This is a genomic window from Streptomyces sp. NPDC002809, from assembly GCF_040295435.1.
Lineage (GTDB): Bacteria > Actinomycetota > Actinomycetes > Streptomycetales > Streptomycetaceae > Streptomyces.
The window spans coordinates 14,182-37,206 of record NZ_JBEOVJ010000082.1 but is presented as its reverse complement, the minus strand read 5'-3'; the positions used below and the strand labels follow the sequence as shown (position 1 = coordinate 37,206).

The 23,025-nt window shown below is 68.1% G+C and carries 24 protein-coding genes and 2 pseudogenes; 7 read left to right on the top strand and 19 right to left on the bottom strand.

Features of this window, described 5'->3' with window-relative positions:
• From ABT025_RS32475 to ABT025_RS32450, 6 genes are all read right to left on the bottom strand, one after another.
• Positions 1–828 (bottom strand): IS5 family transposase (locus tag ABT025_RS32475; protein ID WP_351002231.1); only part of this gene is annotated, 828 nt, incomplete at its 3' end.
• A 274-nt stretch (positions 829–1,102) separates the two neighbouring features.
• A complete protein-coding gene (locus tag ABT025_RS32470; RefSeq protein WP_103759879.1) occupies positions 1,103–1,549 on the bottom strand; it encodes an NUDIX hydrolase in 447 nt (148 codons plus the stop codon).
• The gene (gene tmk, locus ABT025_RS32465; RefSeq protein ID WP_351002230.1) at positions 1,546–2,196 is read right to left on the bottom strand and encodes a dTMP kinase; all 651 of its coding nucleotides are present in this window, start codon (positions 2,194–2,196) and stop codon (positions 1,546–1,548) included. Before tmk ends, ABT025_RS32470 begins: the two co-directional genes overlap by 4 nt.
• Positions 2,196–3,737 carry a B12-binding domain-containing radical SAM protein gene (locus ABT025_RS32460; protein ID WP_351002229.1) on the bottom strand — a complete coding sequence of 514 codons (1,542 nt, stop codon included), beginning with the start codon at positions 3,735–3,737 and terminating at the stop codon, positions 2,196–2,198. Before ABT025_RS32460 ends, tmk begins: the two co-directional genes overlap by 1 nt.
• A gap of 12 nt (positions 3,738–3,749) precedes the next feature.
• A complete protein-coding gene (locus tag ABT025_RS32455; RefSeq protein ID WP_351002228.1) occupies positions 3,750–4,529 on the bottom strand; it encodes a DNA glycosylase family protein in 780 nt (259 codons plus the stop codon).
• 114 nt (positions 4,530–4,643) lie between these two features.
• On the bottom strand, positions 4,644–5,324 hold the full coding sequence (locus ABT025_RS32450) for a hypothetical protein (RefSeq protein WP_351002227.1): 681 nt from the start codon (positions 5,322–5,324) through the stop codon (positions 4,644–4,646).
• 187 nt (positions 5,325–5,511) lie between these two features.
• On the opposite strand from ABT025_RS32450, the gene ABT025_RS32445 reads away from it, so the two are divergent.
• The gene (locus ABT025_RS32445) at positions 5,512–5,940 is read left to right on the top strand and encodes an NUDIX domain-containing protein (protein ID WP_351002226.1); all 429 of its coding nucleotides are present in this window, start codon (positions 5,512–5,514) and stop codon (positions 5,938–5,940) included.
• Here ABT025_RS32445 and ABT025_RS32440 read toward each other — a convergent pair.
• The 4 genes from ABT025_RS32440 to ABT025_RS32425 form a co-directional block, all read right to left on the bottom strand.
• The gene (locus ABT025_RS32440; protein ID WP_351002225.1) at positions 5,935–7,674 is read right to left on the bottom strand and encodes a hypothetical protein; all 1,740 of its coding nucleotides are present in this window, start codon (positions 7,672–7,674) and stop codon (positions 5,935–5,937) included. The genes ABT025_RS32445 and ABT025_RS32440 overlap by 6 nt on opposite strands.
• 123 nt (positions 7,675–7,797) lie before the next feature.
• Entirely contained in the window at positions 7,798–8,538 is a 741-nt protein-coding gene (locus tag ABT025_RS32435) for a hypothetical protein (RefSeq protein ID WP_351002224.1), read from the bottom strand.
• Positions 8,522–9,028 carry a hypothetical protein gene (locus tag ABT025_RS32430; RefSeq protein WP_351002222.1) on the bottom strand — a complete coding sequence of 169 codons (507 nt, stop codon included), beginning with the start codon at positions 9,026–9,028 and terminating at the stop codon, positions 8,522–8,524. Before ABT025_RS32430 ends, ABT025_RS32435 begins: the two co-directional genes overlap by 17 nt.
• A gap of 126 nt (positions 9,029–9,154) precedes the next feature.
• Positions 9,155–9,697: a hypothetical protein gene (locus tag ABT025_RS32425; RefSeq protein ID WP_351002220.1), complete on the bottom strand. Its 543-nt coding sequence runs from the start codon at positions 9,695–9,697 to the stop codon at positions 9,155–9,157.
• 47 nt (positions 9,698–9,744) lie between these two features.
• On the opposite strand from ABT025_RS32425, the gene ABT025_RS32420 reads away from it, so the two are divergent.
• The 5 genes from ABT025_RS32420 to ABT025_RS32400 all read left to right on the top strand — a co-directional run bounded on the left by ABT025_RS32420 (position 9,745) and on the right by ABT025_RS32400 (position 13,647).
• Positions 9,745–10,044, top strand: a complete 300-nt coding sequence (locus ABT025_RS32420; RefSeq protein WP_351002218.1) for a hypothetical protein — start codon at positions 9,745–9,747, stop codon at positions 10,042–10,044.
• Between the two features lie 426 nt (positions 10,045–10,470).
• Complete coding sequence (locus ABT025_RS32415) at positions 10,471–11,820, top strand: hypothetical protein (protein WP_351002216.1); 1,350 nt, start codon at positions 10,471–10,473, stop codon at positions 11,818–11,820.
• A 20-nt stretch (positions 11,821–11,840) separates the two neighbouring features.
• Positions 11,841–12,389 (top strand): GNAT family N-acetyltransferase, encoded by a 549-nt coding sequence (locus ABT025_RS32410; RefSeq protein WP_351002214.1) that lies wholly within the window; start codon positions 11,841–11,843, stop codon positions 12,387–12,389.
• 221 nt (positions 12,390–12,610) lie between these two features.
• The gene (locus ABT025_RS32405; RefSeq protein WP_351002212.1) at positions 12,611–13,006 is read left to right on the top strand and encodes a hypothetical protein; all 396 of its coding nucleotides are present in this window, start codon (positions 12,611–12,613) and stop codon (positions 13,004–13,006) included.
• A 95-nt stretch (positions 13,007–13,101) separates the two neighbouring features.
• Positions 13,102–13,647: a hypothetical protein gene (locus ABT025_RS32400; protein WP_351002210.1), complete on the top strand. Its 546-nt coding sequence runs from the start codon at positions 13,102–13,104 to the stop codon at positions 13,645–13,647.
• A gap of 29 nt (positions 13,648–13,676) precedes the next feature.
• On the opposite strand, the gene mobF is transcribed toward ABT025_RS32400, so the two are convergent.
• Positions 13,677–18,113 (bottom strand): MobF family relaxase, encoded by a 4,437-nt coding sequence (gene mobF, locus ABT025_RS32395; RefSeq protein ID WP_351002208.1) that lies wholly within the window; start codon positions 18,111–18,113, stop codon positions 13,677–13,679.
• Between the two features lie 392 nt (positions 18,114–18,505).
• On the opposite strand from mobF, the gene ABT025_RS32390 reads away from it, so the two are divergent.
• Positions 18,506–19,453, top strand: coding sequence for a hypothetical protein (locus ABT025_RS32390; protein ID WP_351002206.1), 948 nt, complete (start codon positions 18,506–18,508; stop codon positions 19,451–19,453).
• Positions 19,454–19,520: 67 nt separating this feature from the next.
• On the opposite strand, the gene ABT025_RS32385 is transcribed toward ABT025_RS32390, so the two are convergent.
• The 8 genes and pseudogenes from ABT025_RS32385 to ABT025_RS32345 form a co-directional block, all read right to left on the bottom strand.
• Positions 19,521–19,694 (bottom strand): hypothetical protein, encoded by a 174-nt coding sequence (locus tag ABT025_RS32385; RefSeq protein WP_351002204.1) that lies wholly within the window; start codon positions 19,692–19,694, stop codon positions 19,521–19,523.
• 3 nt (positions 19,695–19,697) lie between these two features.
• A complete protein-coding gene (locus ABT025_RS32380; RefSeq protein ID WP_351002202.1) occupies positions 19,698–20,351 on the bottom strand; it encodes a hypothetical protein in 654 nt (217 codons plus the stop codon).
• Positions 20,352–20,395: 44 nt separating this feature from the next.
• Entirely contained in the window at positions 20,396–20,674 is a 279-nt protein-coding gene (locus ABT025_RS32375; protein ID WP_351002233.1) for a DUF6211 family protein, read from the bottom strand.
• Between the two features lie 249 nt (positions 20,675–20,923).
• Positions 20,924–21,484 (bottom strand): annotated as a pseudogene (locus tag ABT025_RS32370) (DUF6349 family protein); the annotation flags it as partial.
• On the bottom strand, positions 21,481–21,879 hold the full coding sequence (locus ABT025_RS32365) for a DUF6181 family protein (RefSeq protein ID WP_327436046.1): 399 nt from the start codon (positions 21,877–21,879) through the stop codon (positions 21,481–21,483). The gene ABT025_RS32365 and the pseudogene ABT025_RS32370, both read right to left, overlap by 4 nt.
• Positions 21,880–21,992: 113 nt before the next feature.
• Positions 21,993–22,310, bottom strand: a pseudogene (locus ABT025_RS32355) (DUF6197 family protein); the annotation flags it as partial.
• Between the two features lie 60 nt (positions 22,311–22,370).
• The gene (locus tag ABT025_RS32350) at positions 22,371–22,877 is read right to left on the bottom strand and encodes a hypothetical protein (protein WP_351002200.1); all 507 of its coding nucleotides are present in this window, start codon (positions 22,875–22,877) and stop codon (positions 22,371–22,373) included.
• Positions 22,874–23,020 (bottom strand): hypothetical protein, encoded by a 147-nt coding sequence (locus ABT025_RS32345; RefSeq protein WP_351002198.1) that lies wholly within the window; start codon positions 23,018–23,020, stop codon positions 22,874–22,876. The genes ABT025_RS32350 and ABT025_RS32345 overlap by 4 nt, the downstream gene beginning before the upstream one ends.
• Between the last annotated feature and the right edge of the window lie 5 nt (positions 23,021–23,025).

Below are 23,025 nucleotides of genomic sequence, written 5' to 3'. Positions count from 1 at the left end.
GACCGAGAGCTTGTCGTACCTCGTCGCGACAGCACGGTGCCTCTTCAGGCGGTTGATCCCGCACTCGACCGCGTGACGATCACGGTAATCGGCCGGATCGAATCGCGGAGGCCGACCACCCCGCGAACCAAGCTTTCGACGATTGTGAGCCTGATCGGCCTTGTCCGGGATGGTGCATCTGATGCCGCGCCGACGCAGGTAGGCACGGTTCCTACGGGAGGCGTACGCCCTGTCGGCCCGCACGCGGATCGGTCGGACGCGCGGCCGGCCCGGCCCGATCCTGGGCACGCGGACCTTCTCCAGCACGACTTCGAACTGCGGCGAGTCCCCACGCTGCCCTGCCGTCACCACCATCGACATGGGCTTCTGACCTTGCTCGACGGCCAAGTGCAGCTTGGTGGTGAACCCGCCGCGCGAACGCCCCAGACCGTGATCATCAGGCTCGGTGAAGATGCCACCCGGCGGTTCCTTCTGCAGATCACCCTGCTTCCGCGCCCCGGCCGCGTGCTGGTGGGCACGGCACACAGTGGAGTCGACGCTGAGCTCCCATACGATCGCGCCTTTCGCGTCAGCCAGGGACTGAAGCCGGGTAAGGATCCGCTGCCAGGTACCGTCCCGCTGCCACCGGCGAAACAGGTCATAGATCCGGCCCCACGGCCCGTACTCGGCGGGGACGTCCCGCCACGGAACACCGGTCCGAACACGGAACCGTATGCCGTCGATCAGCTGCCGCCGAGGCCAGACCGGTGGCCGCCCGACCCTGGCACCATTCGGCAACAACGGCTCCAGCACTGCCCACTGCCCGTCCGTCAGATCTCCCCGCCCCATGAACCGTGATCATTCACAGCCCAAGATCTACTTTCGATACACGGCCTAGCACGGGCCCCCAACGGCCCAGTTCTGTCATACCTGCACCGCTGCATCGAGCGCCGGGCTCTGGGCCCCCGTGCTCCTTCCTTCTCGTTGTAAGAATGGGCGACCGGGCCCCGGGCCATGCGACGGCCTTGCTGGTCTCGTGCGTGGCCCGAGGCTGGTGAGTGCGGACTCTCGGCTGCGGCAAAGATCGTGGGGCGCGCTGGCGGATTCAGCCGGCCAGCATCGGCTACTCCCACCCGTGCTCGGTGAGCGCTCCGTCACCTTCCAGGTAGGCGAGGAGCCCCTTCTCCGGGTACTCGATGATGTCCTCGGGCAGTTCGTGGACGCTGAACCACTCCAGCCCGAGGCACTTCTCTGGTTCCCGGTTGACGGGCTCTCCGCTCCACTGGGTGGCTTCGAAGAAGAAGCCGATTCTTTCGACTTCAGCGCTCTGCCGGTGGTGCACGACGTGCACCATCCGCAGGTGCGCGGGGTCGACCGTCACGCCGGTCTCCTCCTGCAGTTCGCGGGCGGCCCCGACGCGCAAGGGCTCGCCCTGGTCGAGCTTGCCCGAGGGCATGTGCCATCGGCCGTAGCCGTAGGGTCCGCCGCGCTGGGAGAACAGCAGTTTGTCGCCTGCGCGCAGGATGACGTGAGTGTCGATGACGGGTTCTGCGAGTAGTTCCGGTGTCATGGTCCCTGGGATGTTGTCGTCGTCGGTGAGCCCGTCGACGCTATCGAGGAACCGGACACGGCGTCGGCGATTGCGGCCGCAACCTCCGATGGGGTGGCTTCGCCGGTATTCACCACGAGCACCTTCACGTTGGCCGTCATCAGGGTCTGGGCTGCAGCTTCGTAGAGGACGAGCTCGCGGCGGGGCGCGGTCGGATCGCGGTGGAATCGGTTGTGCGGGCCGCGCGCGGCAATCCGTGCGGCAATGAGACCAGGGCCCGCTGTCAGGATGACCGCCAGGTCCGGCATCAGTACGTTCGCGTTCAGGTCCAGCAGGAACTTCAGTGGTACGCCGTCGAGTTGCTGCATGACGAGCGTCGAGGCGAGGTACCGGTCGGTGATGACGGTGTCGCCGGCAGCCAGTCGGGGCCTGATCTCGTGCTCGACGTGCTCGTACCGGTCGGCTGCGACCAGGCAGGCCAGGGCGTACCCCCGGATGTGACTGAAGTGCGCGCTGATGAAGCTGCCGAGCTCGCTGGTGGTGGGCTCCACGGTCCGGTGCACGGGAACACCCCGGCCGGCCAGCTCGGCGTGCAGCGCCGCAATAGTGGTGGACTTTCCGACCCCGCTGGGGCCGTCGACCGTGATGAACGCCCCGCGTCCCGTCATCACGCTGCAGCTCCTTGCGTGGCCTGGTTGCGCTGGTGCTGCTCGCGGGTGAGCGTGGCGAGGGTGGAGCGGACCCGGGCCAGGGGGACATCGCCGAACTGAATGTCCACCGAGAAGTTGAACTCGTCGCGTTGGCGCATGGTCTCGTCGGCGCCGTCGCTGGTGAGGTCGACGTCCCCGTAGGCCAGCAGAGCGTCAGGGCTGTGGCCGGCGTCTGTGAGGGTCGTCCAGATGGGAGTGCCGGGATAGGGCCGGAACTCGAACACGCTGGCGCGTATGTCTCCCGGGCTGTTGTCGGCCAAGGCCCAGAGATTTCGGATGTGGCGGACAGTCGCCTCGATGTCATCGTGGGACTCGCCGGGGAAGCCGAGGATGAAGTAGCCCTTCACGCCGATGCCGTGCTTGACCAGGCGGTGGGCGACGCGTTCGGTCATCTCGGCGTCGATCCGCTTGTCCATGGCCTTGAGGATGCGGTCGCTGCCGGACTCGATGCCGAGAGCGACTTCGCGCAGGCCGTTCTGGACCAAGCGGTCGAGCTCGCTGTCGCTGAGCCGGTTCAGGACGTTGATTCGACCGGTGGCGTCCCACACGTAGCGCTCGCCGATCCGGTTCTGGGTGAAGGCGGCCATCTGTTCGTCGATAACCCGGCCCGCGCCGAGGAACAGGTCGTCGACGAAGCGGAAGGCCGTCACGCCGTACTCGGCGTGCAGCTGGTCGAGCTCGCCGATGATGTTCTCGGGAGAGCGCACGCGGATGCTGAGGTCCGGGTTGGCGCTGACCGCGGCGCCGCAGAAGGTGCAGTTGTACGGGCAGCCGCGGCTACCGACGATGTTTGCCTCCCTATGGCCGGTACGGGCGGCGTTCTTCAGCAGGTCCGTGCCACGGTTCCGGGCCAGGCGGCGGTCCGTCTCCGTCGGCGCGGCCTGGTAGGGGTCCTGCGGGAGGAAGGCGCGGTTCACATACGGCAGGGCGTTGATGTCCGGACCGAGCATCTGCGGGTTCGGCTTCCCAGACGGGATGCCGGCGGCCCGGGTGCCGAGCAGCGGGTCACGCCAGAGCACGCCGGGCAGTTCACGGCGGCGCTGCTCGTCCTCCAGGAGCGCCGCGACGCGAAGCTCTCCCTCGCCGAGTACGAGGGTCCGTAGGTTGGCCATGCGGGGGTCGGCCAGGATGCGGTCAGGCATGGCCTTGGCGTGGTGTCCGCCGACCATCAGGGCGATGTCGGGGGCGAGGTGGGCCGCGATGCGTGCGGACATCTCGTAGGTGGGGGCGAGCAGGTTCATGGCCGCCCACCGGGGCCGGGCCGCGTTGACGAGTTCGGCGGTCTCGACGATGCCCAGCCCGTGCGCCTCCGCGTCGAGCACCGCCACGTTGAAGCCGGCCCGCTGGGAGTACGTGGCGATGTACGCCATGCCCAGCACCGGCAGGGTGTAGTCGTTCGTGCGGGGGCGCTGGCCGTAGTCGCGCAGCGGCGCGTTCACGAAGATGGCATCGAGGGCGCGTGTCGGGTCAGCGCCGGAAAGAAGGGGTAACGGCTGCATCGATCCTCCAGTTCAGCGGGCATGGGAGCCCCAGGTGAGCGTGGAAAGGGTCAGGGTGTGCAGGGCAGTGCGGTCAGAGCCGGCCATGCCGGTCCACATCGGGCCGAACGCCTTGTCCTTCTTGTCCGGCCAGTCATGAGTGGGCGCGATCTGCGCGGCCCAGGTGCGCACGGCGAGGTCGTCGTGCGGGTAGATGCTGAAGTCGCCGGTGAAGTCCGTTGCGGCTGCCGCTGCGGTCCACGGGCCGATTCGGGGAATAGTGGTGAGCGCGGCCGCGAGATCCTGCGCGTTCAGAGTGAGCCAGTCGGCGGCGTGCTTTTCGTAGTGCTCAGCGGCCGCTCGCAGCGCGCTGCGGTGGAACTTCGCTCCGATGCTCTCGAACTGCTCGTCCTGCAGGGCGAGGACTTCCTTGGGTGTGGGAGCGGTGGCGACGGCGGTTCCGTAGGCCTTGCACCATGCCCGGTAGAGCTTGCGGGCCTGCCCGGCGCGGACCACCTGGCGCAGAATCGCCGTGGTGATCGCATCCCAGAGCCACGGGTTGGCGAGGCGCTGGGAGACGCCAAGCGCGTCGAGGCCGACCCTGAGGCCGGCTTCAACGGTCTCAGGAAGGCACGCGGGATCAGTGGTAACGAACCTTGGCTTCACGTCCTCGGTTCCTTCCACACAGACCGTGTGCAGGCCGTTTCGATCCCACGACAGGACCCAGATGCCGGTCGCGGTGCGTACGGCTCGCGCGCGGCCACCGGCCTCGGTCTCGACCCAGGCGGGGTGATCGGTCGTCAGGACGGTCATGGTGGTGCTCCTCGTGTTGTGCGGTTGTTGCGCCGTAGCCTCTCGCGTCACGCGCAATCGGTGTGCGCGGCTGCGGAAAGCCGAGCGGTATCGCTTAGGGCCAGGGCCTCCGGCCTACTCGCTACGGGTCAGTTCGACGGCGTCAGGGATACCGAGGTCGATCATGGTTTTGGTATTGGTGACTACACCCACCGTGTGGTGGCGGGCGTAGTCGGCGAGAGCGAGGGCCAGCTTCGGCTCCGAGGCCGTGTCCCGTACGGATGCGGTCAGGTAGCGCAGTAGCTCGGGAGTGAGCCGGGCGCGCCCCTGGAGCAGGCGAAGGCTGTCTGGCCCATGCTCGTCAACCAGTAGCGCAGCGTGGACTGGATCAGGCTTCTCGACCAGCGCCGCCATGGTGCGATCCGGTCCTGTGCCGGCACAGATAATCACCCCGTGGCTGCTGGCACCTTGCAGAGTGAACGGTCCCGCGAGAACTGCCGGGGCGCCCCGGGGCGTGGTGGCCATGAGTTCGGAGAGGGCTGTGTGGCTGGGGTCGACGTTGTCAGCGAAGGCCAGACAGATGTCCCCGGTGTTCAGGTGTTCGGCACCGTTCAGCGCGGAGGTGATGTCGGCGTAGCGGCCGTGCTGGGCAATGAAGTCGACCTGCATGAGGTCGGTCAGCGGGCGATGGCCGGCAGGCTGGTGCGCGAGCTGTCGGTATCGGGCCTGGGCGCCGGGGGCGAGGACCTGCCGGGTCCATTCGATGAGCGGGGCGTAGTAGGGGTGGTGCACAACTACGGCGCGATCAGCCCCCATCGTGGCTGCCTCCTCGAGCACGTGAAGTAGGCCGGGGCGCCCCTGGACCGGGCGGAGTTCCTTGGGCAGGAACGGGGACCAGTCTGCTACGCGGGTGCCGAGTCCTCCGGCTGCGACGACAACCGCAGTGGGCCGCTCATTCATCGGTGTTCCCCCTTGCTGAGTGGGTGGGCGCTACGGTCTGGGGATGCATACACGTGTGACGGGCGTCGTCATCGAGGACGGCGCGCTCCTGCTTCTCGACCAGGACACGGACAGCAAGCGGTCGTGGAGCCTGCCGGGAGGCAAGGTCGAGAACGGCGAGACTCTGGCCGAGGCCCTGGTTCGAGAGATGCGAGAGGAAACCGGCGTCGAGGTCGAGGTCGGGCGCTTGCTGTACCTGTGCGACAACGTCAAGGCTCATGTCGTTCACGTCACCTTCGAGGCCCGGCGGATCGGCGGGCAGATCGGGGCCGTCACCGAGGGCGCGGATACACGCCCGATCCGGCAGGTCGCGTTCGTCAAGCTCGACGACCTGCCCGGCTTGGGTTTCAGCGAGACGTTCGTGAAGCTCTGTCAGGAGAACTTTCCTGGGGCCGGCTCGTACATGGGCCCCAAGTCCGCGATCGGCCTATGAGCTCGGCTCGGCCGCCGTCAGTGCGGTGACCAAACGACGGTCCAGTTCGCCCAGTGAGCGGGCTGGACCGGCGAGGTCATCAATCCAGCCGTTGAGGCGGTGCGCCAGCTCCCAGGCGCCGAGCCCGGTCGCCTGAGTGGTGTCGGGGTCGCGGACAAGGCGGATACCGACGCCGCGCGAGGAGCCCAGCAGATACCGCGACCGCTCCGCCTGGATCGCCGCCCTGGTGCCCGGGGTGTTCCATGCCGCACCGAACAGGAAGCGCTGCTCGGGACGCTCTGCGCCCTGGGCGGGGCCGTCGCTGCACCAGACCTGGAGGTTCCCCACCAGGTGGTGGACCTGACCGGCACCGAGGCCTGGCTCGACGACACAGGATGCGTCCCCTATCGCGTAGTCGCAGTTGCGCGCCGGCGGCGCTCCGAGACTGGCTTCCAGCGCTGCTGCTCGTGTGGGCAGACGTGCCCCCGACCATGCGGCCATGACAGCTGCTCCCACCCACGTGACCCAGTACGCCGGGTGCGCCTCGAAGCCAGGACTCACCCCCCATCGCCGCTCCTTGGCATCGAAGTGCAACCGGCCGCCACGTTCGTGCGGCATCGGGCACAGCAGGAGGTTCGTGCCGCACTGGGTATTCGGCATTCCGGCTACGTGCAGCATGGTCAGGAGGTCGGCCATTTCACCGTTGGTGACCAGCGTGTTCCGCCAGGACACACCAGCCATCGGGCAGTAGCCGAGCAGCGGTACCTTCTGCCCGGCTGCGGCTGGCCGCCCGGCCCGGCGCGGGCGTGCGACTGGTTCGTGCAACTCGTACAGGTCGTCTCCGGCCAGCCATTCGGCAGCAGTCGCGGTGACCTGCGGATCGAGTGTCTGCGCAGCGCGACCAAGGGTGTCGTTGGCGTGTTCGCTCACCAGTTCCGCTGTACGACAGTCCAGGCCGGCGATGAGTTCGCTCTTGTGCCTGTTGGTGGCAAATGTGGAGTCAGCGGCGATGGGGCTGCTGGGCCGCGGCTGCACCTTGGCCGGCAGGTCGACGTTCAGCAGGGCAGCGATTGGGCCCAGAGTCCCCGTGGGGTCCGTGACGTGCTGCTCGTACGAAACGATGGTGTGGGCGCGTCCCTTGAGGGCGCGGGCCAGCAGCAGCGCGTTCACAGCCATCAGACGCCCCAGCGCGACGGGTTCCTCGGGGTCGTCCTGCGGCAGCAGCAGTTCGAACTCGTCGCGCCACCGTGCAGAGCGTGCGGTAACTGCGACCTGGGCGTACCGCTCGCCGTAGCCCCAGCGCTTCCAGAGGCGTCCGCGGGCAAAACTGGAGGCCACCCCGACCGGAGCACGAGTGAGGACCAGCACGGGAGAGTACGGCAAGAGCGTGAGCGTGGTGTCCGTGGAGAAGAAGAGGTTCGTCTCCTTGACCAGGTGTCGCGGATGCCCATAGAGATCGCTCAGTGCACAGGCCAGGTGGTGCTGCTCCAGCTCACCGAGCCAGGCGCCCCCCGTCAGTTCGAGCGGAACGCGGTTGTGCGGGGACGTCGGGTGCTTTCTGCTGAGCTGCTGACGGAACGGTTCGTTGTGCTGGGGCATTTCTGCGCGCAACGAGTCGGACAACCAGTTCGACCCGACGCGCTCGAAGGTACCCAGGGCCAGCACTGGCGCCGTGTGCGCCAGGCTCTCAGCTTCGTTCTGTCCGTAGAGCGCGGCCACCCGCCTGGCAAGGACCGTGAGATCAGCTGTGAGCATTCATTCTCCAGGTGACTCGAAAATGCCAAGAGCTACATGGGCTTGATGGAGGCTGCGGTGACGACGAGAACAACGGCGATCAGGAACACCGCTAGTTGGCACACACGCCGGAACATGGGCTACTCAGCCTGCGTCCGTGCTCGCGTCTGCGATTTCGAACCCTGCGGACGTCGTCTCGGCAGCCAGCTTGTGGAGGTCGACGGGGGTCACGCCTTCGAGCTGGACAAGCTCGCGGGCGGCGTTGATCCACGCGTATTCCTTGTGGCCGAACGGCCGCTCGATCAGCCGTTTGCCGGGGCCGAGCTTCGGTGCGAGCGTTGACGGATCGTGCAGGACACCGGCTACACCCCACGGTCGCGCGTCCTTGACCAGCGCGGCGGTCCACCCCTGCCGGATGTGTGAGCACGCCGCGACGGACTCAAGTGCGCACGGGAGACAGACGGGGGGTGAGTCTGTCGTTTCCCCATCCGATATGACCTGACCAGGGTTGAGAGCACGCATGAGGAACAGGTGCCGTTCGCCCCAGGACTTCCAGTGCTCGTCAAACGTGCTGTTGCCGCAGACCTGGCACAGCAGGTGGGCCATCGCCTGGCGTTGCCGCATCGGGTGCACACCGGCGAGCGCTGGAGTCCCCTTCCCGCGCGCGACTGCTCGACGCACCCACAGGGCACCGTGCCGCCGGTCTGCGACTTCCAGCTCGTCGGTGTAGCTGATGCCCCACACCCCGCGGTAGGAGGCACGGATCACCTGGGGGCGGAACACCGTTTCATGGCTCCACGTGGCAATGAACGGGACGTGCAGGCTGCTCCAGTAGTACTGAACCCGGTCCCTGGCCGGAAGCACTCTGTCAGCCGTTGCTGGCATGTTCACGGTTCCTTCCGGGTGTCAGCTGTCCGTAGGCGATGAAGGCGCGCCGGTCGTGCAACCAGTGCAGGAAGCGCTCGTAGGCGTCGTCGGCGGTGGGCATGGCCTGGCGGCTGGTCGTCAGAATGCCGTCCACGAAGCCGGCTCCCGCGTGGCGGCAGGCCCGGTTGAACTCGGGCCGTATGTCGGTCGGCGTCGGGCCGCCGGGTGTTTGGTCGGTGAAGCGTTCGCGGTGCACACGCCAGTTCCGGCCCTCGGCGAACTCACCGAGGAGAGCGTGCTCGGCATCGACGTCGACGCCGGGCCCGGCCAGCACGTACGTGGAGACCCTGATGGGACGGTGCGGTGCGATCGTGGAGACGGCGCTCTCGAAGAAGCTGCGTCGCAGGGCTGCGAGTCTGCTGCCGGCACTCAACCGTCGACGCGGTACCTCGCGGTCGTAGTACGGCCAGTCGTCGTCGATCTCGTCGGCGGGGACGATCTCCAGCACAGCATCCTCCGGTGCAGCTCTGCACAGGGTGGGCCCCGGTGTCGGAGCCGTTTCGGGAACCGGCACCAGGGCGGGGGGGTCCGTGCTCGCCCACGTCCGGGGGGACGGCGTCGGCGAGCACGGAGTTCAGGGGGTCAATCCGAGTTGCGCCGCGAGGGCGGCGTGCGGTGTTGGCTCGGGGCGGCACGCGTCGAGGGCGTTCCGGAGGGGCTGGACAGGCACAAGGCGGTCGCTCGCGGACGGACGGAGCCAGTACGGCCCCGGGGGCGCGGCGCGGTTCAGGGAAGGCAGGGTGATCGTGTGGGGTGCACCGAGGCATACGGCGTACTCGTGGGGCTCCCAACGGGCGGAGGAACCGGGCGGAACCAGCCAGTACAGCCACTCGGCCTCGGGGTCCTCGATGACCGGCCCACAGCCGTTCTGCTGCTCATCCATGCGCGAAACGACCTCGCTGGCCTGCGGGCTGAAGCTGGTGATGACGACATCGAACAGGTTGCCGCCGAGACGCACGCGCGCATCGCGTCTGGCCTCGACCGCCAGAAGCGTCCGGATCACGTCGGCGAGGTCCGCCATGTCGGCGGCCGGCTCGCGAGCCGGTGCGCTGGACTCGACCAGGTGCTGCATCATCTCGACGGCGATCTGGGCCGGCGGCGCGGTCGAGGTAATCACGGCTGTACCGGGCCCGGGATGAGGCGTGCACGGACAGCCTTGCCACCGTGCTCGCGCAGGTGCCAGGAAAGAGCACCTCCGAGACGGCGCACGGTCCAGAGGCCGCAGCCGATCTCGCCAGCCTGAGCTTGCTCAAAGTGACGGAACTCGGGGATCGGGTCTTCGACATCGATCAGAAGGGCGTGATCTTCCGTGACGGCGAGCCGGAGGCGCAGGAGCTGCTCGTCATGCTGCGGGCCCGGATCGGCATGCGTGACGGCATTGCCGATGAGGATGCCGACGACCTGCGTGGCGGACTCACGGTTCCCCGGCCATCGGAGCATCGCCAGCCGGGTCCGGGCGTGTAAACGCGCCAGCTGCGCGGCACTGGATTCGAGCTGAAACACCCTGCCCCACTGGCGATCGACTGGGGAGCCCGGCAAGGAATCCGACGAAGGCGTCGCCCGCCTACCGAGCGGTAAGCAGTGATCCGCCGCACCGTCCGGGTGCGCTGGCGGCCGTGCGGTCTCGATGGACACAGGGACTCCCTGATTACGCGAATGGTTCGTACCGGCACTGTCAGCAAGGGCAAGTACGAGCCTGACGACGCTCACCTTCCAGACCTAGCCCCGTCTCTCCCTCGGAACGCGCACGCAGGTTGACGCCGAACCTCGTACTTTCCTCGGACTTACCTCGGTGCCGATAAGTACGTTGGTTCCAGGGCAACTTGTTGGAGGCGAGGCTCTACCGTCGACGCCAGTGACATGCAAAACGTGCAGGAGATGAGGGAGACCATGCCAACGCTGCTCCGGTACCTGCTTGACCAGCGTGAGCTCCGCGACCTCGCAGCGTTTCTGCCCTACTTCAAGAAGGCTGCGCGCGAGCTGGCGGAGTTCGAAGGGAACCCAGCCATCGCGACTCTCGCCCCGGCGAAGGCGACCTTCGAGGGCTGGTACTACGGCACCCGCAGACCCCAGCGGGAGGCCCGGAGGGTGTTGGTGCGCCTCCTGGGCTACAGCATCGACCAGCTGTGGACTGAAGTTGAGGCTGGCACGGTGCCGGAGCTTCCCTCACTGTTCGGCACGTCACGCGCAGAAGGTCCGGTCGAACCCGGCTTGGCCGTGCACGAGATGAAAAGGACGGGCGTAATGGCAGCACGACGCGCAATGGATTTCGCCCTGGGTGCGGAACGCAACCAGGTCGGCGACGAAGCTCTCGGCTTCCTCCAGGACGAGGTCGCCCGGATCGTGGAGCTGTACCCCCGCATCTCTCTGTCGGAGATCTGGGAGGACCTGGCCAACGCCCAGGAGGACACGTTCCGGATCCTCGAAGGTGGACGAGCCCGCCCGTCCCAGCTCAGGGACCTGCACTTCATGGCCACGGTGCTCACCTTCCTGATGGCGAAGGGCTCCCATGACATGGGTGAGTCCAAGGTCGCCCTGCAGCAGGCCCGCGTCGCCGCGTTCTGCGCGAAGGAGGCAGAGCACACGGGCCTGATGGCCGTGGTTGACGGGCTCAAGTCCCTCATCTCCTACTGGGCGGGCCGGCCCGACGACGCCCTGCACTACGCACGGCAGGGGGCGACCTACGCCCCCAACCAGAGGGGAACGGTCAGCGTCTGGCTCCCCGGACTCGAGGCCCGCGCCGCGGCGCTCCTCGGCGACGAAGGGGCCGTACGCGCAGCCAATCAGAGGGCGGAGTCGCTTCGCGAACTGGTGGTGCCCGATGACCTGGACGCGCTGGGTGGCCTGCTCACCTACCCGGAGCTGAAGCAGCTCTACTACGTAGTCGAGTCGGAGGTGCTTCTCGGTCACGGCGACGCCCAACTCGCAGGGCGCGCGGAGGAGGCAGTGCGCGGCTTCAGCGATCGTGAGCAGTCGCACTGGGCCTTCGGCGATCTCGCCGGCTCGCAGTGCAACTTGGCTCTCGTCCGGCTGTACGCCGAGGACCTGGACGGCGCGGCAGCGGCAATCCGGCCTGTCCTCGACCTGGCCCCGGGCATGAGGAACAACGGGATCGTCAGGTCCGCCGAGCGGGTGAGGAGTGCGCTCGGCCGCAACTCGGTGAGCGCGACAGCGCTGGCAGGCGACCTGCGCACTGAGATCGGCATGTATGAGCCGTCTCGCCCTGCTCTGCCTCGGTAGGCGCGGGATACAGTCCCTGCATGTACCCGATCAGCCGTTCCAGCGAGCGCCTGGAACTTCGCGAACTCACCATCGATGACGTAGACGCGATTCTCGCGATCTACGGAGACCACGAGACGACGAAGCACATGTCGTTCGAGCCGCGGACGCGAGCACAGGTAGGCCAGATCGTTGCTCGCTCCGTCGCCTCGGCCATCGCGTCACCCCGTAGTGAGTACGCCCTCGCGATCGTCGAGAGTCACAGCGACGAACTGATCGGGTTCGGCCGCATAGCCACCGATCCTCACCAGCCCCGCGGCGCCACCTTCGGCTTCGCGCTGAACTCCAAGGTGTGGGGATGCGGATACGGCGTTGAGTCGGTGCGCCTCCTCCTCGGGCTCGGCTTCGAGGACCTGAACCTCCACCGCGTTTGGGGAGCACGATCGCCTTTGAACGAGGCGTCGGCAAGGACCATGGCGAAGGCGGGCATGGTGGAGGAGGGCATCATCCGGCAACACATCGAGAGAGCCGGAAAGTGGCGCGACTCGGTGGTGCACGCGATCGTCGAGGACGACTGGCCCACTGCGTAGCCACTCAGTTTGAATCGTCAACGCCTGGCGCCGCCGTGTTGGACGCACGGCCATGGAGTGGCACGCTCGCGAAGTGGTCGTGCTTCGGGCGCCGAGCTCCTTGCCCAGGGGTTGTGGGCCGGCACCAGAACTGACCGCTCCTGGACCAGCTGAACGGCGAGTAGCCTGCGGGCTTCGGGCATACCTCCCCGGCTCGGCAGGCGAGGCGGCACACTGATCCGATGGCATACGACCTCTCGAAGGGTGCACCTGCACCCAAGCCCGAAGCGCAGGTCTTCAAGGGTTACGTCGCGACCGTGACGCTCCACCAGGATCGAGCCGATATCAAGCGCAAGCTCATGGGGAAGGTGTCCGGCGCCAAGGACTCCGTGATCCCCCTTGGCGCCGTCATCAAGGTCCAGTCCAAGGAGCCGACCCGTCTCGTGAACGGGTACGTACAGCTCGCCACCGAGGAGGAACGGGGACAGCTCAGGATCGCGACCGCCGAGGCTCAGAAGGCCATCGCGAACAACTCGCGGACCGTCCTCTTCACGTGGAACCAGCGGGAGACTTACGCCGCCTACCTGGCAGCGGTTACCGCTGGAGTCCAAGCCCAAGGCGGCAATCCGTTCGGATGAGAGGCGTGATGGCGTCGGTCAACCGGTGGGCCAGCCCAGGAGCACTTGACGGGATCAGCCCCACACGGGCTGGTCCCATCGGCATGATGCTCACCATGGACGGATCGGTGTGGGTGGGGCTCGCAGGCACCTTGGTGGGCACCACGATCGGTGGTGGACTGTCGATCTGGGCCTCGGTGGGAACCCAGAACCGTCAGATGAAGGCGGCGCGAGAGCTCAGTTTCGAGGAGAAGTCCGAAGCCTCTGCGAACGACGCGATCACTCAGCTCTACGTGATCAGGCAGCGGGCACGTGACTTCCCGCAGGATCACGGAGGGTGGGACGCATGGCAAAGGGAGCTGGCTCGGCTCGCGGCAGAAATGGAGCCCGCCGTTCTTCGCCTCCGCGATGACGAGCTGCGTGGGCGGATCGAAGAGGTGCTCGGCTACATGAACATGATCTACGAGCTGACCGATTACCGCGTGCATAGGGGGTCACTGATGTTGCCGTCGGAGGTCTGTCGATACGGCCTCGACTGCCTAGGGGCGGCGGTCCGCAACCGGCCACTGCCAGCGGCCTCCTCGGCCATCCTCAAGGCCCGAGAGATTGACGCGTTCGTAGTAGACCAAATGAGGATGTCACGGCAGGAGGGGGAACGGTGAGATGGGCTATGGCGGACACGGCGAACTCCTCACGGGAGAGGCTCAACGGATGGCTCGTTCAGCCCATCGTGCGCCTCCTGCACATACACATCGCCTTGCCGGGCACAGGGGTAGGCAGAAACGCCATCCCGTCCATGCTGGCGACGGGGCTCGTCACTCGACGGCGACACCTTCCCTTCGGCCCGCGCTGACAACTCATCCCGTAGTCCGGTTACACGGTAGGCGGCGCCGTTAGACGTGCTGCGCGCCTTGGCGGCATCGGCCCGTAGCTGCTTGGCTGCCTGTTCGTCCTTGTTCTGGGCCCGCTGAAGGCGTGCGGTCTTCTCCTCCTGCGGCAGGTCCGCTTCCATGAGCACGGCTTCGTGCTCACCGACCGGCCCAGCCTGCTGGGCGACCTCGTGGAGCCGCCTGCTTGTCTGCTCCAGTGCTTGCGCGCCCGCCTCGCGCGTACTGAGCAGTGCCTCACGGTCGGCCTCGGCCGCAGCGCGGTCCTCTCCGCGGAACACCGGCCGACCGAAAAGGCCTGTATCGGCCAGCCGCTGTTCGAGTCCTTGGATACGAACTTGCGCATGGTGGAGCCGGTCAGTGCACTCCGTGATCGTGCCGCCCAGTGCTCGAACTTCGCGGATCGCCACGGCCTGCTGCGCAACGTCCTGCTGTCGACGGCTGAGCGCGAGCGTGTTCGGGCCTGTCCCGGCAGTAGCCTGCTGTTCAGCGCGGGCAGCGGCGGCCTCCGCCTTCTCGGCCGCCGCGCTGGTGGCGCGCGCTGCCACGGTGGCCTTGCGCGCTGCGTCGCGCAGAGCCGAAGTGGTGAGGCGAGCGTACGGGCGGTCAGCCGTCGGCGCAGGTTCCGGAGACGCGGTCGAGTCTTCGCGCCCCGCGGCGGGCGCCGGGGCGGTTCGGTTCTCGGTTTCCATGTCCTCGTCGGGCGGGTCCGCGTCGTGTGGTTGTGCGGCGCCCGGTGCACGCGGGGCCGGCAGGTCAGCTACGGACTGGCGGACGTGGGCGGGGACCGCGTTCTTCGGGAGTTCGGTGAGGATCATGCGTTCCTCGGTGCCGGTCTCGATCTCGCGGATGAGGCCCGCGACGGCACGGTCAAGCTGTTCCTGGTCGGTAAGTGCGTCGCCGTGGCGGGCGCGGTCGGCGTCGGTCTCGTAGACGGAGAGCGGCAGGAAGAGGTGGGACTCCTTCTTGTCGCGGCTCATCATCGTGTAGAGGGCGTTCGCCTGAGCGCCGGGTCCGTAGACCAGAGTCTCTTGGACGGTGAGGCCCTGCGACTTGTGGCCGGTGATCGCGTATCCGAGGCTGAGCCCGCCCTGTGCGATGTAGTCGGCGTCCACCCATTCGGCAACGTCGCGGTGGCCGTCCTCGGTCTTCTCGCGCCACTCGACCAGCACCCGGCGTTCCTCGTCCACGGCGCGCACGATTCCGCGGTAGCCGTTCAGGACGTCTTCGTTCTGCCCTCGGCTCTTCTTGCCCCGGTAGTCGTTGACCCGAAGGAGGACCTGGTCACCGACGGACAGGGTCAGCTCCCCGCCACCGGGCAGCGCGTATGCATGCTCCGGACCGGTGAGGCCGCCGTTCTCCTTCCGCAGAGCGCGGGCGCCGGTGTTCAGCTCTTCCACGATCTCGTTGGTGGCGGCGAGCATGAGCAGCTGCTGCACGGCGGTGTGGTCGTCGGTGTGCGCGGCCCGCTTATCGGCCCAGACGGTGAGCATCGCGGCGAGGGTGGCGTCCTTGTCCGCGAGAGCGTGCACGCGACCGGTTCCGGCGAAGGTACGGAGCGATTCCACGCGGTTGTCGTCGCGCCACAGCTCCAGTGCCCGGCGCTCGACCATGTCCTTCTGGCGGAAGTTCTGGCTGAGGGTGAGCCCGCCCACGAGGTGGTGCACGGCGGCGAAGCTGCCGCCGATGCCGGGCGAGTGGAGCTGCTTGGGGTCACCGATGCCGACGACCTTCGTGCCGGTTTCCGCGGCGTGGGTGAGGAGTTCAGCGATGTCGCGGTCATCGCACATCGCGGCTTCATCCACGACCAACACGTCCACGCCGGTGAGGCCGGAGCCTCCGTTACGGATGCCGGTCAACCAGGACGCGAGGGTGCGGGATTCGATGCCCGCCTCGGCCTTCAGGTTCGCGGCGGCGACGGCGGCTGTACTCGCGCCGGCGATGACGAGACCGTGCGCCTCCCATGCCTGGCGCGCGGTGTCCATGATCGTGGTCTTGCCCGATCCGGCGATGCCCACGACGGCGTCGATTCCGTGCCCGGCCGTGAGCAGTCGTTCGAGGACGGCACGCTGTTCGTCGGAGAACGTGAAGCTGCCGCCGTGCTGGGCCTCGACGGTGGACAGCGTCATGTCGACCGTGTCGCTGCTGACGACGGCGGCCTGAGTCCCGAGCCGGGTCGTGGCCTCGGAGACGATCAGCGCTTCGGCCGCCACGACATCAGCCGTGGTGTACCGGTCGGCGTGCGCGAAGTGCTGGGCGCCCTTGGGGTTGAGCTGGACCGCGTATCCAGCGTGCTGGAGTACGGAGGTGGTGAGGTGTTCGGCCTCGGCGGCGTCCGCGACGCCGTACGGGAGGGCGTCCAGCACGGCGGCGATGGCGGCGGCGTGGGTGAACTCCTTGGAGTGGCTGGTCAAGCCGGTCTTGGGGTCGAAGACCTGGGCGCACAGCTTGTCCGGGGTGGGGTTCTGGCCTGCCTGGTCCTGTTCCATCGCGCTGGCTGCGATGGCGTCGGGGTCGTCTCCGGCCGCACGGCCTTCGGCCTGCCAGTAGGCGCGGAGCACATCGTCCCCGACTCCGGCGGCCTCGCCGTTCTTCGCGGCCTTGGACGCGGTGGAGGCCGCGGTGCGCTCGCGGGTCGTGGCGCTGTCGTAGTCGATGCCGAGTTTCGTCAGCAGGTCCCGGACCTGGCTGTCGCGCTTGCTGAACAGTCGGATCGTGGCCTCGGGAATCGCTGCGATCTCCCACGCTCCGGTCCGCTCCTCACGGCGGAAGCTGATGCCGAACTCGTTGGTCAGCTCGCGGCGGATGCGGGCGTTCATGAGGGACTGGGTCGCGCGGGTGTGCCGGTGAAGGTCGCGGCCCCCGCTGGCCATCGTGGACCACTTGCCATCGGTGCCCTTGACCATGTTGGCGAGAGTGAAGTGCAGGTGGAAGTGGGGGTCTCCGTACGGGGCGCCGTCGACGGGGCGGGCGGCGCGGTGGACCATCATCCAGCCGGAGAACCCGCTCGTCTTTACGGTCTCCGCTGCGTCGCCGTCGCCATGATGGCCGCGCATGGCGTACGCGGTCCACCGTTCCAGGGCACCGATGGACTCGCGGCCGGCGGCCGTGTAGATGCCCTCGACCTGGGCGGCAACCTCTTCGGGCGCGTAGGCGAGGAACGCGGACTTCGACTTCGCCAAGTCCAAGGTGACGTCGGCACCGAAGTTGCCGACCTGCACGCGGCCTTCGAGGAGAGCGGCCTTGATCTCCTCGGCGTCCCACACTTCCTCGGGCGCGAGCCCTGCCGCCTTGGCCATCGCGACGGCTTCGCGGACGTCCATCGGCAGATCCCGAAGACGACGTGCACCTTGGCCCTCGGTCTGGGCGTACCGACCCTTCATGGACGCGGCGTCGAACAGGTCGGCGGGCTGCTGTCCGGTCTCGGTGGCACGCGCCTCGACCGCACGCAGGAGCGCGCGGGCGTCCAGACGGCCCCCCGCCTCGGCGGCGACCGCCTTCTCCACCACGCCCTCGCCGTAGAGGTCGACGGCGTCGATGCCGACGGCGTCGGCGAGCTTCAGCACCGTCGAGACGGGAACACGGTGCGACTCCCCGAACCTCTTGAGCTGGCTCTCCATCCGGCGAAAGGCGTCCTGCTTGCGCTTGGAGTCCAGCAGGGAGGCGGGGTTCACACTGCGTTCGGCGGCGGCGCGGCGGATGGCGCGGGCCAGTGGGGCGGCGGGGAGCTTGGCGGCCGGCGCGATGGCCAGCTTGGGTTCCACGAGGGTCTGCCCGGTCCGCGGGTCTTCGCCGTGCATGAGGCGCCGGGCGGCCGGGAACTGCTCGGGGGCGAGGGTGCTGCCGGGCGTGATGTCGAACTCGGCGAGCCCAGCGCCGATCCAGACCAGGGGCCGTTCGCTGGCGTCCAGGTGGTAGTCCACCTGTCCGTCCGCGGGCCGAGCGGGGAGGGCCTGTTCCCCGTAGAGATCGCGGGCGTCGAGCCCGGCTGCGGCAGCGACTTCAACGGCGTCGAACCCGGTGAACCGCGCAGCGCCCTTGCTGCGGAGGAGTCCGCGGGCGCGGAAGAAGGCACGCTTGGCCTCGCGGTTCGCGAGCAGGGAGGCGACGGGGGCACCGGCGGCTTCGGCCTTCGCCTCGATGGCGGCAATGAGGGGCGCGGCGTCGACCGCGACGGACTTCCCGCATCCGTGGCCGCCGGTAAGGCGGTACTCAACCTGCTCGTCGGACAGGCCGATCATGGTCACCCATCCCACCGACCCGCTCACCCCCCACTCTCATCCAGTCAGTTTCGGTCGCCTTGGCTAATTGTATCGTCGCGAAGTGACGATACCTTGGTCCTCTAAATTCAAGATCATGATCAGCTAAGGGAACGCTCACTCATTCGGGCGGGCTTGGTCGCTGCTGTGGGTCAGACTCCTGAAGCCTGAGGGCTGTTGGACTGTTACCTCTGAAAGAGGGTCCCGGGCTGTGCTCCTCAAGGCGCATCGACGAGCGGGACGATCAAGTCGAGCCGGGTACGGCTTGACCATTAGCCCTGGCTCCCTGGTGAAGAAGCTGTTGTCAGCGCTGCAACATAGGTTGATAGGCCGCCGTGCCGATAGACGGCACAAGATCCCGGAAGGCCCTACCCGTGCTCAACGTCAAGGAGCGCCTGCGCGCGCTGGGGATACCCACGCGGGTTAGAGGACTGACAGAGAACCAGCAGTTCGCCATCGCCACCGGCCTCGGTTTCGCGGTGCCCATGCTCATGTTCGCAGCCATCGCCACGGGCTCCAGGGTCTGGCTGATGGTTCAGCTCCCGGTCAGCGTGGCGCTCGCACTACCCGTGCTCTGGTTGCTCAAGCCCTGGTACGAGGGGCTGCCCAAGAAGAGCCAACGCCGATTCACCGCAGCTCCCCTGGTGTACTACGTCATCCTCGTGACGTTGTTCGCGTGGCTGGCCCTCGTCTCAACACCGGACGACCGCGGAAGGGCTGCCGGGCTGCTGCTTCTGGTGTGGTGCCTTCAGTTCGTATACGGCACCGGCGTTGAGCCGAGCAACTTCGCGATCGAACGTCTCCGAGGCCGGCTCGGTAGAGCCGCGCCAGTGCGGACCCTCGCCCTCTGGTGCGGGCTGATTGGCGTGCTGTGGTTCATGCAGTACACCCAGAATGATGAGCGGTTCCGGCCGGTTCTGCTGGGAGCGACGCTCACTCTGGGCGCGGCCGGAACCGCCGTAACTCTGAAGGTCTTCGCCCGAGTACGGAGGATCTGCACCACGCTGCATCTGCGGACAACGGACATGATCAGATCTCTGGAAGAACTCGGCCGCGCCACAGATACCGATCGGCAGGACAAGCAGGCGGCTGCTCGGCGTGCCTGGGATCTCCTGGAGGCCACTCTCCTCACTCGGGTCGACACCGGCTTTCACCTGGCTGGTTCCTTCGTGCTACCGACCGAATCCATCACGAAGCTGGGGCGCACGCTGATGACGGTCATCGACGCACCGCATCACGACGAGACCAAGCAACAGCTCGCCGTTGCCGATCTTCAGGCAATCCGCGCCGCCTGCCGGGGGCGCATCGACGTTTTGGCGTAACCGCCTGTCATACGAAGACAAGATGAGGGCCGCCCCGGAGGGGGCGGCCCTCATGCGTGGAGGACGGTTACTTCACTGGCCAGTCACCGAACGGCACGGGCGGCTGATGGCTGGCTGCCCGGAGTGCCTCGTCGGCACCGCACGTGGTGCAGATGAAGACCTCACGGTCGGCGGTCAGCCGGGAGCGTGCGGGCCGTTCACCGAGCGGGCCGCCACAGCGCGGACAGAGGGTCTCAGACACGGGTCACTCCTCGGGGTGCTCGCGGGCGGACTTGATGATGTTGTTCCAGGTCGGGCGGGAGTAGGTCTTCTCCGTCTGGCCCTGGAGCTGCGGGATCAGCTCGGCGTTCGTCGCACCGGGGTTCGCCGCGATGGCCTGCCGGGCGAGGGTCAGCCGCTCGTCTCCCTGGTAGGGGTAGGCCAGACCGCGGCGGCCAGCGGGCCGTCCGCCGGCGTGCCCGCGGCCCTTCCGGTCAGCGAGGTACTGCCACAACCTCCAGCGCTTCCACTTCGGACGCCGCCGGGTCGGAAGCTCGTCCCAGTCGTCCGGTGCCGGCCACCCCTCGGGCGGATTCTTGACGTAGTGGGAGACGGTGGTGGAGTCGGCGAACCCGCAGACCTTCGCCGCTTCGGCGGGGCCGACCATCTCTTCAGGGTCGCCATCGAGCTTCGGCGGGTTGGTGGTGCTGGCTGCGGCGCGCTGCCGCTGCAACTCGTGGTGCCACCTCGCCCATACGTCGCCGTCCCAGTGCATGACGCCGTCGATGGTGTCCGCGACGGGAGGGTGCCCGTTGTTCTCCCGGTCGGTCCATAGGTTCTGAAGCGTCGGCTCGCTGATGCCGTGGACCTTGCGCAGGTCCGCGCGTGAGTAGAGCGTGCGGCCGGTCTTGCGGGACACGGTCGCCTCCTGTTCTTGGTCGGGGTCGTGACCGCTCGGCGCGGTCACTGGATGTCGTCCGGGTCCGGGGCCGGCGCCCACGTACGGCTGCCCGCCGGTTCGAGCCGGGCGAGGCTGGCTATGTCGGCCAGGGGGACGGCGGCGGCCCAGTCTGCGCGGCCGGGGTGGTCGACGGGGAGGTTGAGCACGAGGTGCCGGCCGGTCGGGGGGAAGTCCTCGACGATGACGAAGCTGTCGCCGGGATCGGCGCCGATGCTGTTACCCCTGGTGAGCTGGGCGATGTCGCCGGGCTGGGGACAGTCGGGGTGTCGGTCACATAGCATGGTGTGGTCTTTCTGGTGAGAGAGACACCGACGGCCAGCGCCTTGTTGCCCTTGTGCGCTGGCCGTCATCTGTTGTCTGGGCTGTACGGCGCCCCGTGGGACGCGCGGCCGGTCGGAGGTTGCCCGCTCCGCTGATGGCGGGGTAATTAAACCACCTTTGAGTCGGGCGGGTGGGGTCCCGATCTGGAGGACGGCGGTCATCAGAAGAGGGCCCCCCTGATCTGTGGGGCGTCGACCCCGGTCGTTGGGTGGCCGGGTGACGTGGACTTCGTAGCGGGCGCGTCCCGCGTGCGGCGGAGCGTGAGCTTCGCGGCGGTACCGGCGCCAGGCCACGACGGGGGCGCCCTGGTCGATCCAGCCCGCCGGGTACCGGGCGATGAGCTGAGCCCAGCGGCTCCGGTTCCGCGGGACGGCCCACCGGTCCTCGACCCTGGTGATCGGTAGCAGCGTCCGCCAACCGGGGAAGCAGTGATCGTGCGCTTCCTCCACCGCCTCGTTGCCACCGTTCCCGAACTCGTCGCCGGAGTACACGGGGCCTTCCCACTCGCACGCGAGACACCCGCCGCGGTACTGCCGCTCGTCCCTCCGGCGGCCGGTCGGCCGGCTGCGGGAGAGCAGGGTCGGGGTGTGAGGGACGGGCGGGTCCAGCTCGTGGCCGAGGTCGCAGTACGCGCCGCCGGGGTGTCCGGCCTGGATGTGCCACGCCTGCCCGGCGCTCTCCGGGCGGTGGCGCGTCCGCGCGTTGCGCACTCGCCAGTAGTACGTCTGCCGTGCCCGTGCTCCAATCAGCTGGGCGACGGTGGCGGTCACGGCTTCCTGCTTCCGGCAGCAAGGACTTCGCGGAGCGGATCCGCGAGCGCGGCCTGTTCGTCGGGGGCGTCGAGGAACCGGGTTCCGTACGCGCGGCGCACCGCGCGGCGGGCGTCCCGGTGACGGTCGAGCTCCGGGTAGTACGGCGACCGGTCGAGCACGTCATAGCCGTGCTGGGTGAGCACGTCGGCGATGAGCGACCGGACCTGTACTGGGTCGAGGGCGGCGAGGTCGGTTTCCCCCGGGGCCGCGAGGAGTACGCGGATCAGCTCGGTCGCGCTGAGCCGGGGGTGGAGGGGGACGCTGAGCCGGTGGACGCCGTCCCGGCTGGGGGTGGCGGCTCCTCGGCGGCTCGGCGTCCTGGTGGTGCTGCGGTCTTCTGTCGTCTCGTCCATCGTGTGGGCCTTCGATGACTCGGGTGCTGGCGGGCGGCGGGGGTTAGAACAGTGCGTGTTCGGCGCGGGCGGCGTCGGCGGCGGTACGGCCGGGCTCGCTGCTCCACCGGTCGATGGCCTCGCGGTGGCGGGTCGTCGGCGTCGACGGGGTGACCGGTGAGGACTTTCGCGAGGATGGCGAACGCCTGGTCACGGGCACGGTCGATGCGGTCCCAGTCGTACGTCCGGCCGACGGTTCCCCGCCCGTGGCCGGCGGCGACTTCGAGGGCGCCGCGCGGCCAGCACAGCAACGTGGCCGTACGACCGGGACCGGCGAACAGGCGTGTGCCCTGGTGGATGCCGACGTGTTCGATGTGGCGGGCGGCCCATTCCAGGATCGCGGCCGGGGTGTCGGCGATGACGATGCTTTCGGGGGTGTGGTGGGTCGGCACGGTGCTGTCCTTCGGGAGAGCGGGGGCGGCGGCGCGCTGCCGCCGCCCCTCGGTCGGCTGCTAGTGGTAGGCGGGGATCAGTCGGCGGACCTTTTCCTCTCCGATGCACCCGCCCTTGTAACGGCGCGCGCTCGGCGGCTCTCCGTTGCGTCCGCGCAAGTGGCTCCAGAACTTCGGGCCTTGCCAGTCGCAAAATTCGCAGCTGAGGAACCAGTGGTTATCGCTGCCGGGGAACCCGGTGAGCACGGCCCGCCAGTGGTGGGACAGGAGTCCCGCGAACGCGATCTGCGCGCCCTCGATGTTGCGATCGTTGACCGGCATCCGCGGGTGCAGGAGAGGCACCGGCCCGCACAACGGCGTGGGGGCCTCGGCGAGCACCTGGTCCAGGGGGACGGCGCCGATCCGACCGGCGACGTACTCCTCCGCGAGATGGGCGGCGGCCATATCGGTGCCGGGGGTCCCCTTGGGCGGGCGGCGGAGGTTGCGTTCGCCCTCGGTGGTGAGGACGAGCCAATCCCGGTGCCACCTGTAAGCGCGGCCGATGACCTGGTCTTCGCCAACGATCACGGGGTATCGGCACTGGATGTCGGGGCGCCGACGCGGTACGTCGGGACGGTGGTGCTGCCATCGGTCGCGGGGACGATGAGCCTGCCCGCTTCGGTGTCGGGGACGGTGATGGTCGCGGGTCGTTCAAGGAGTTGCGTGGTCATGGTGG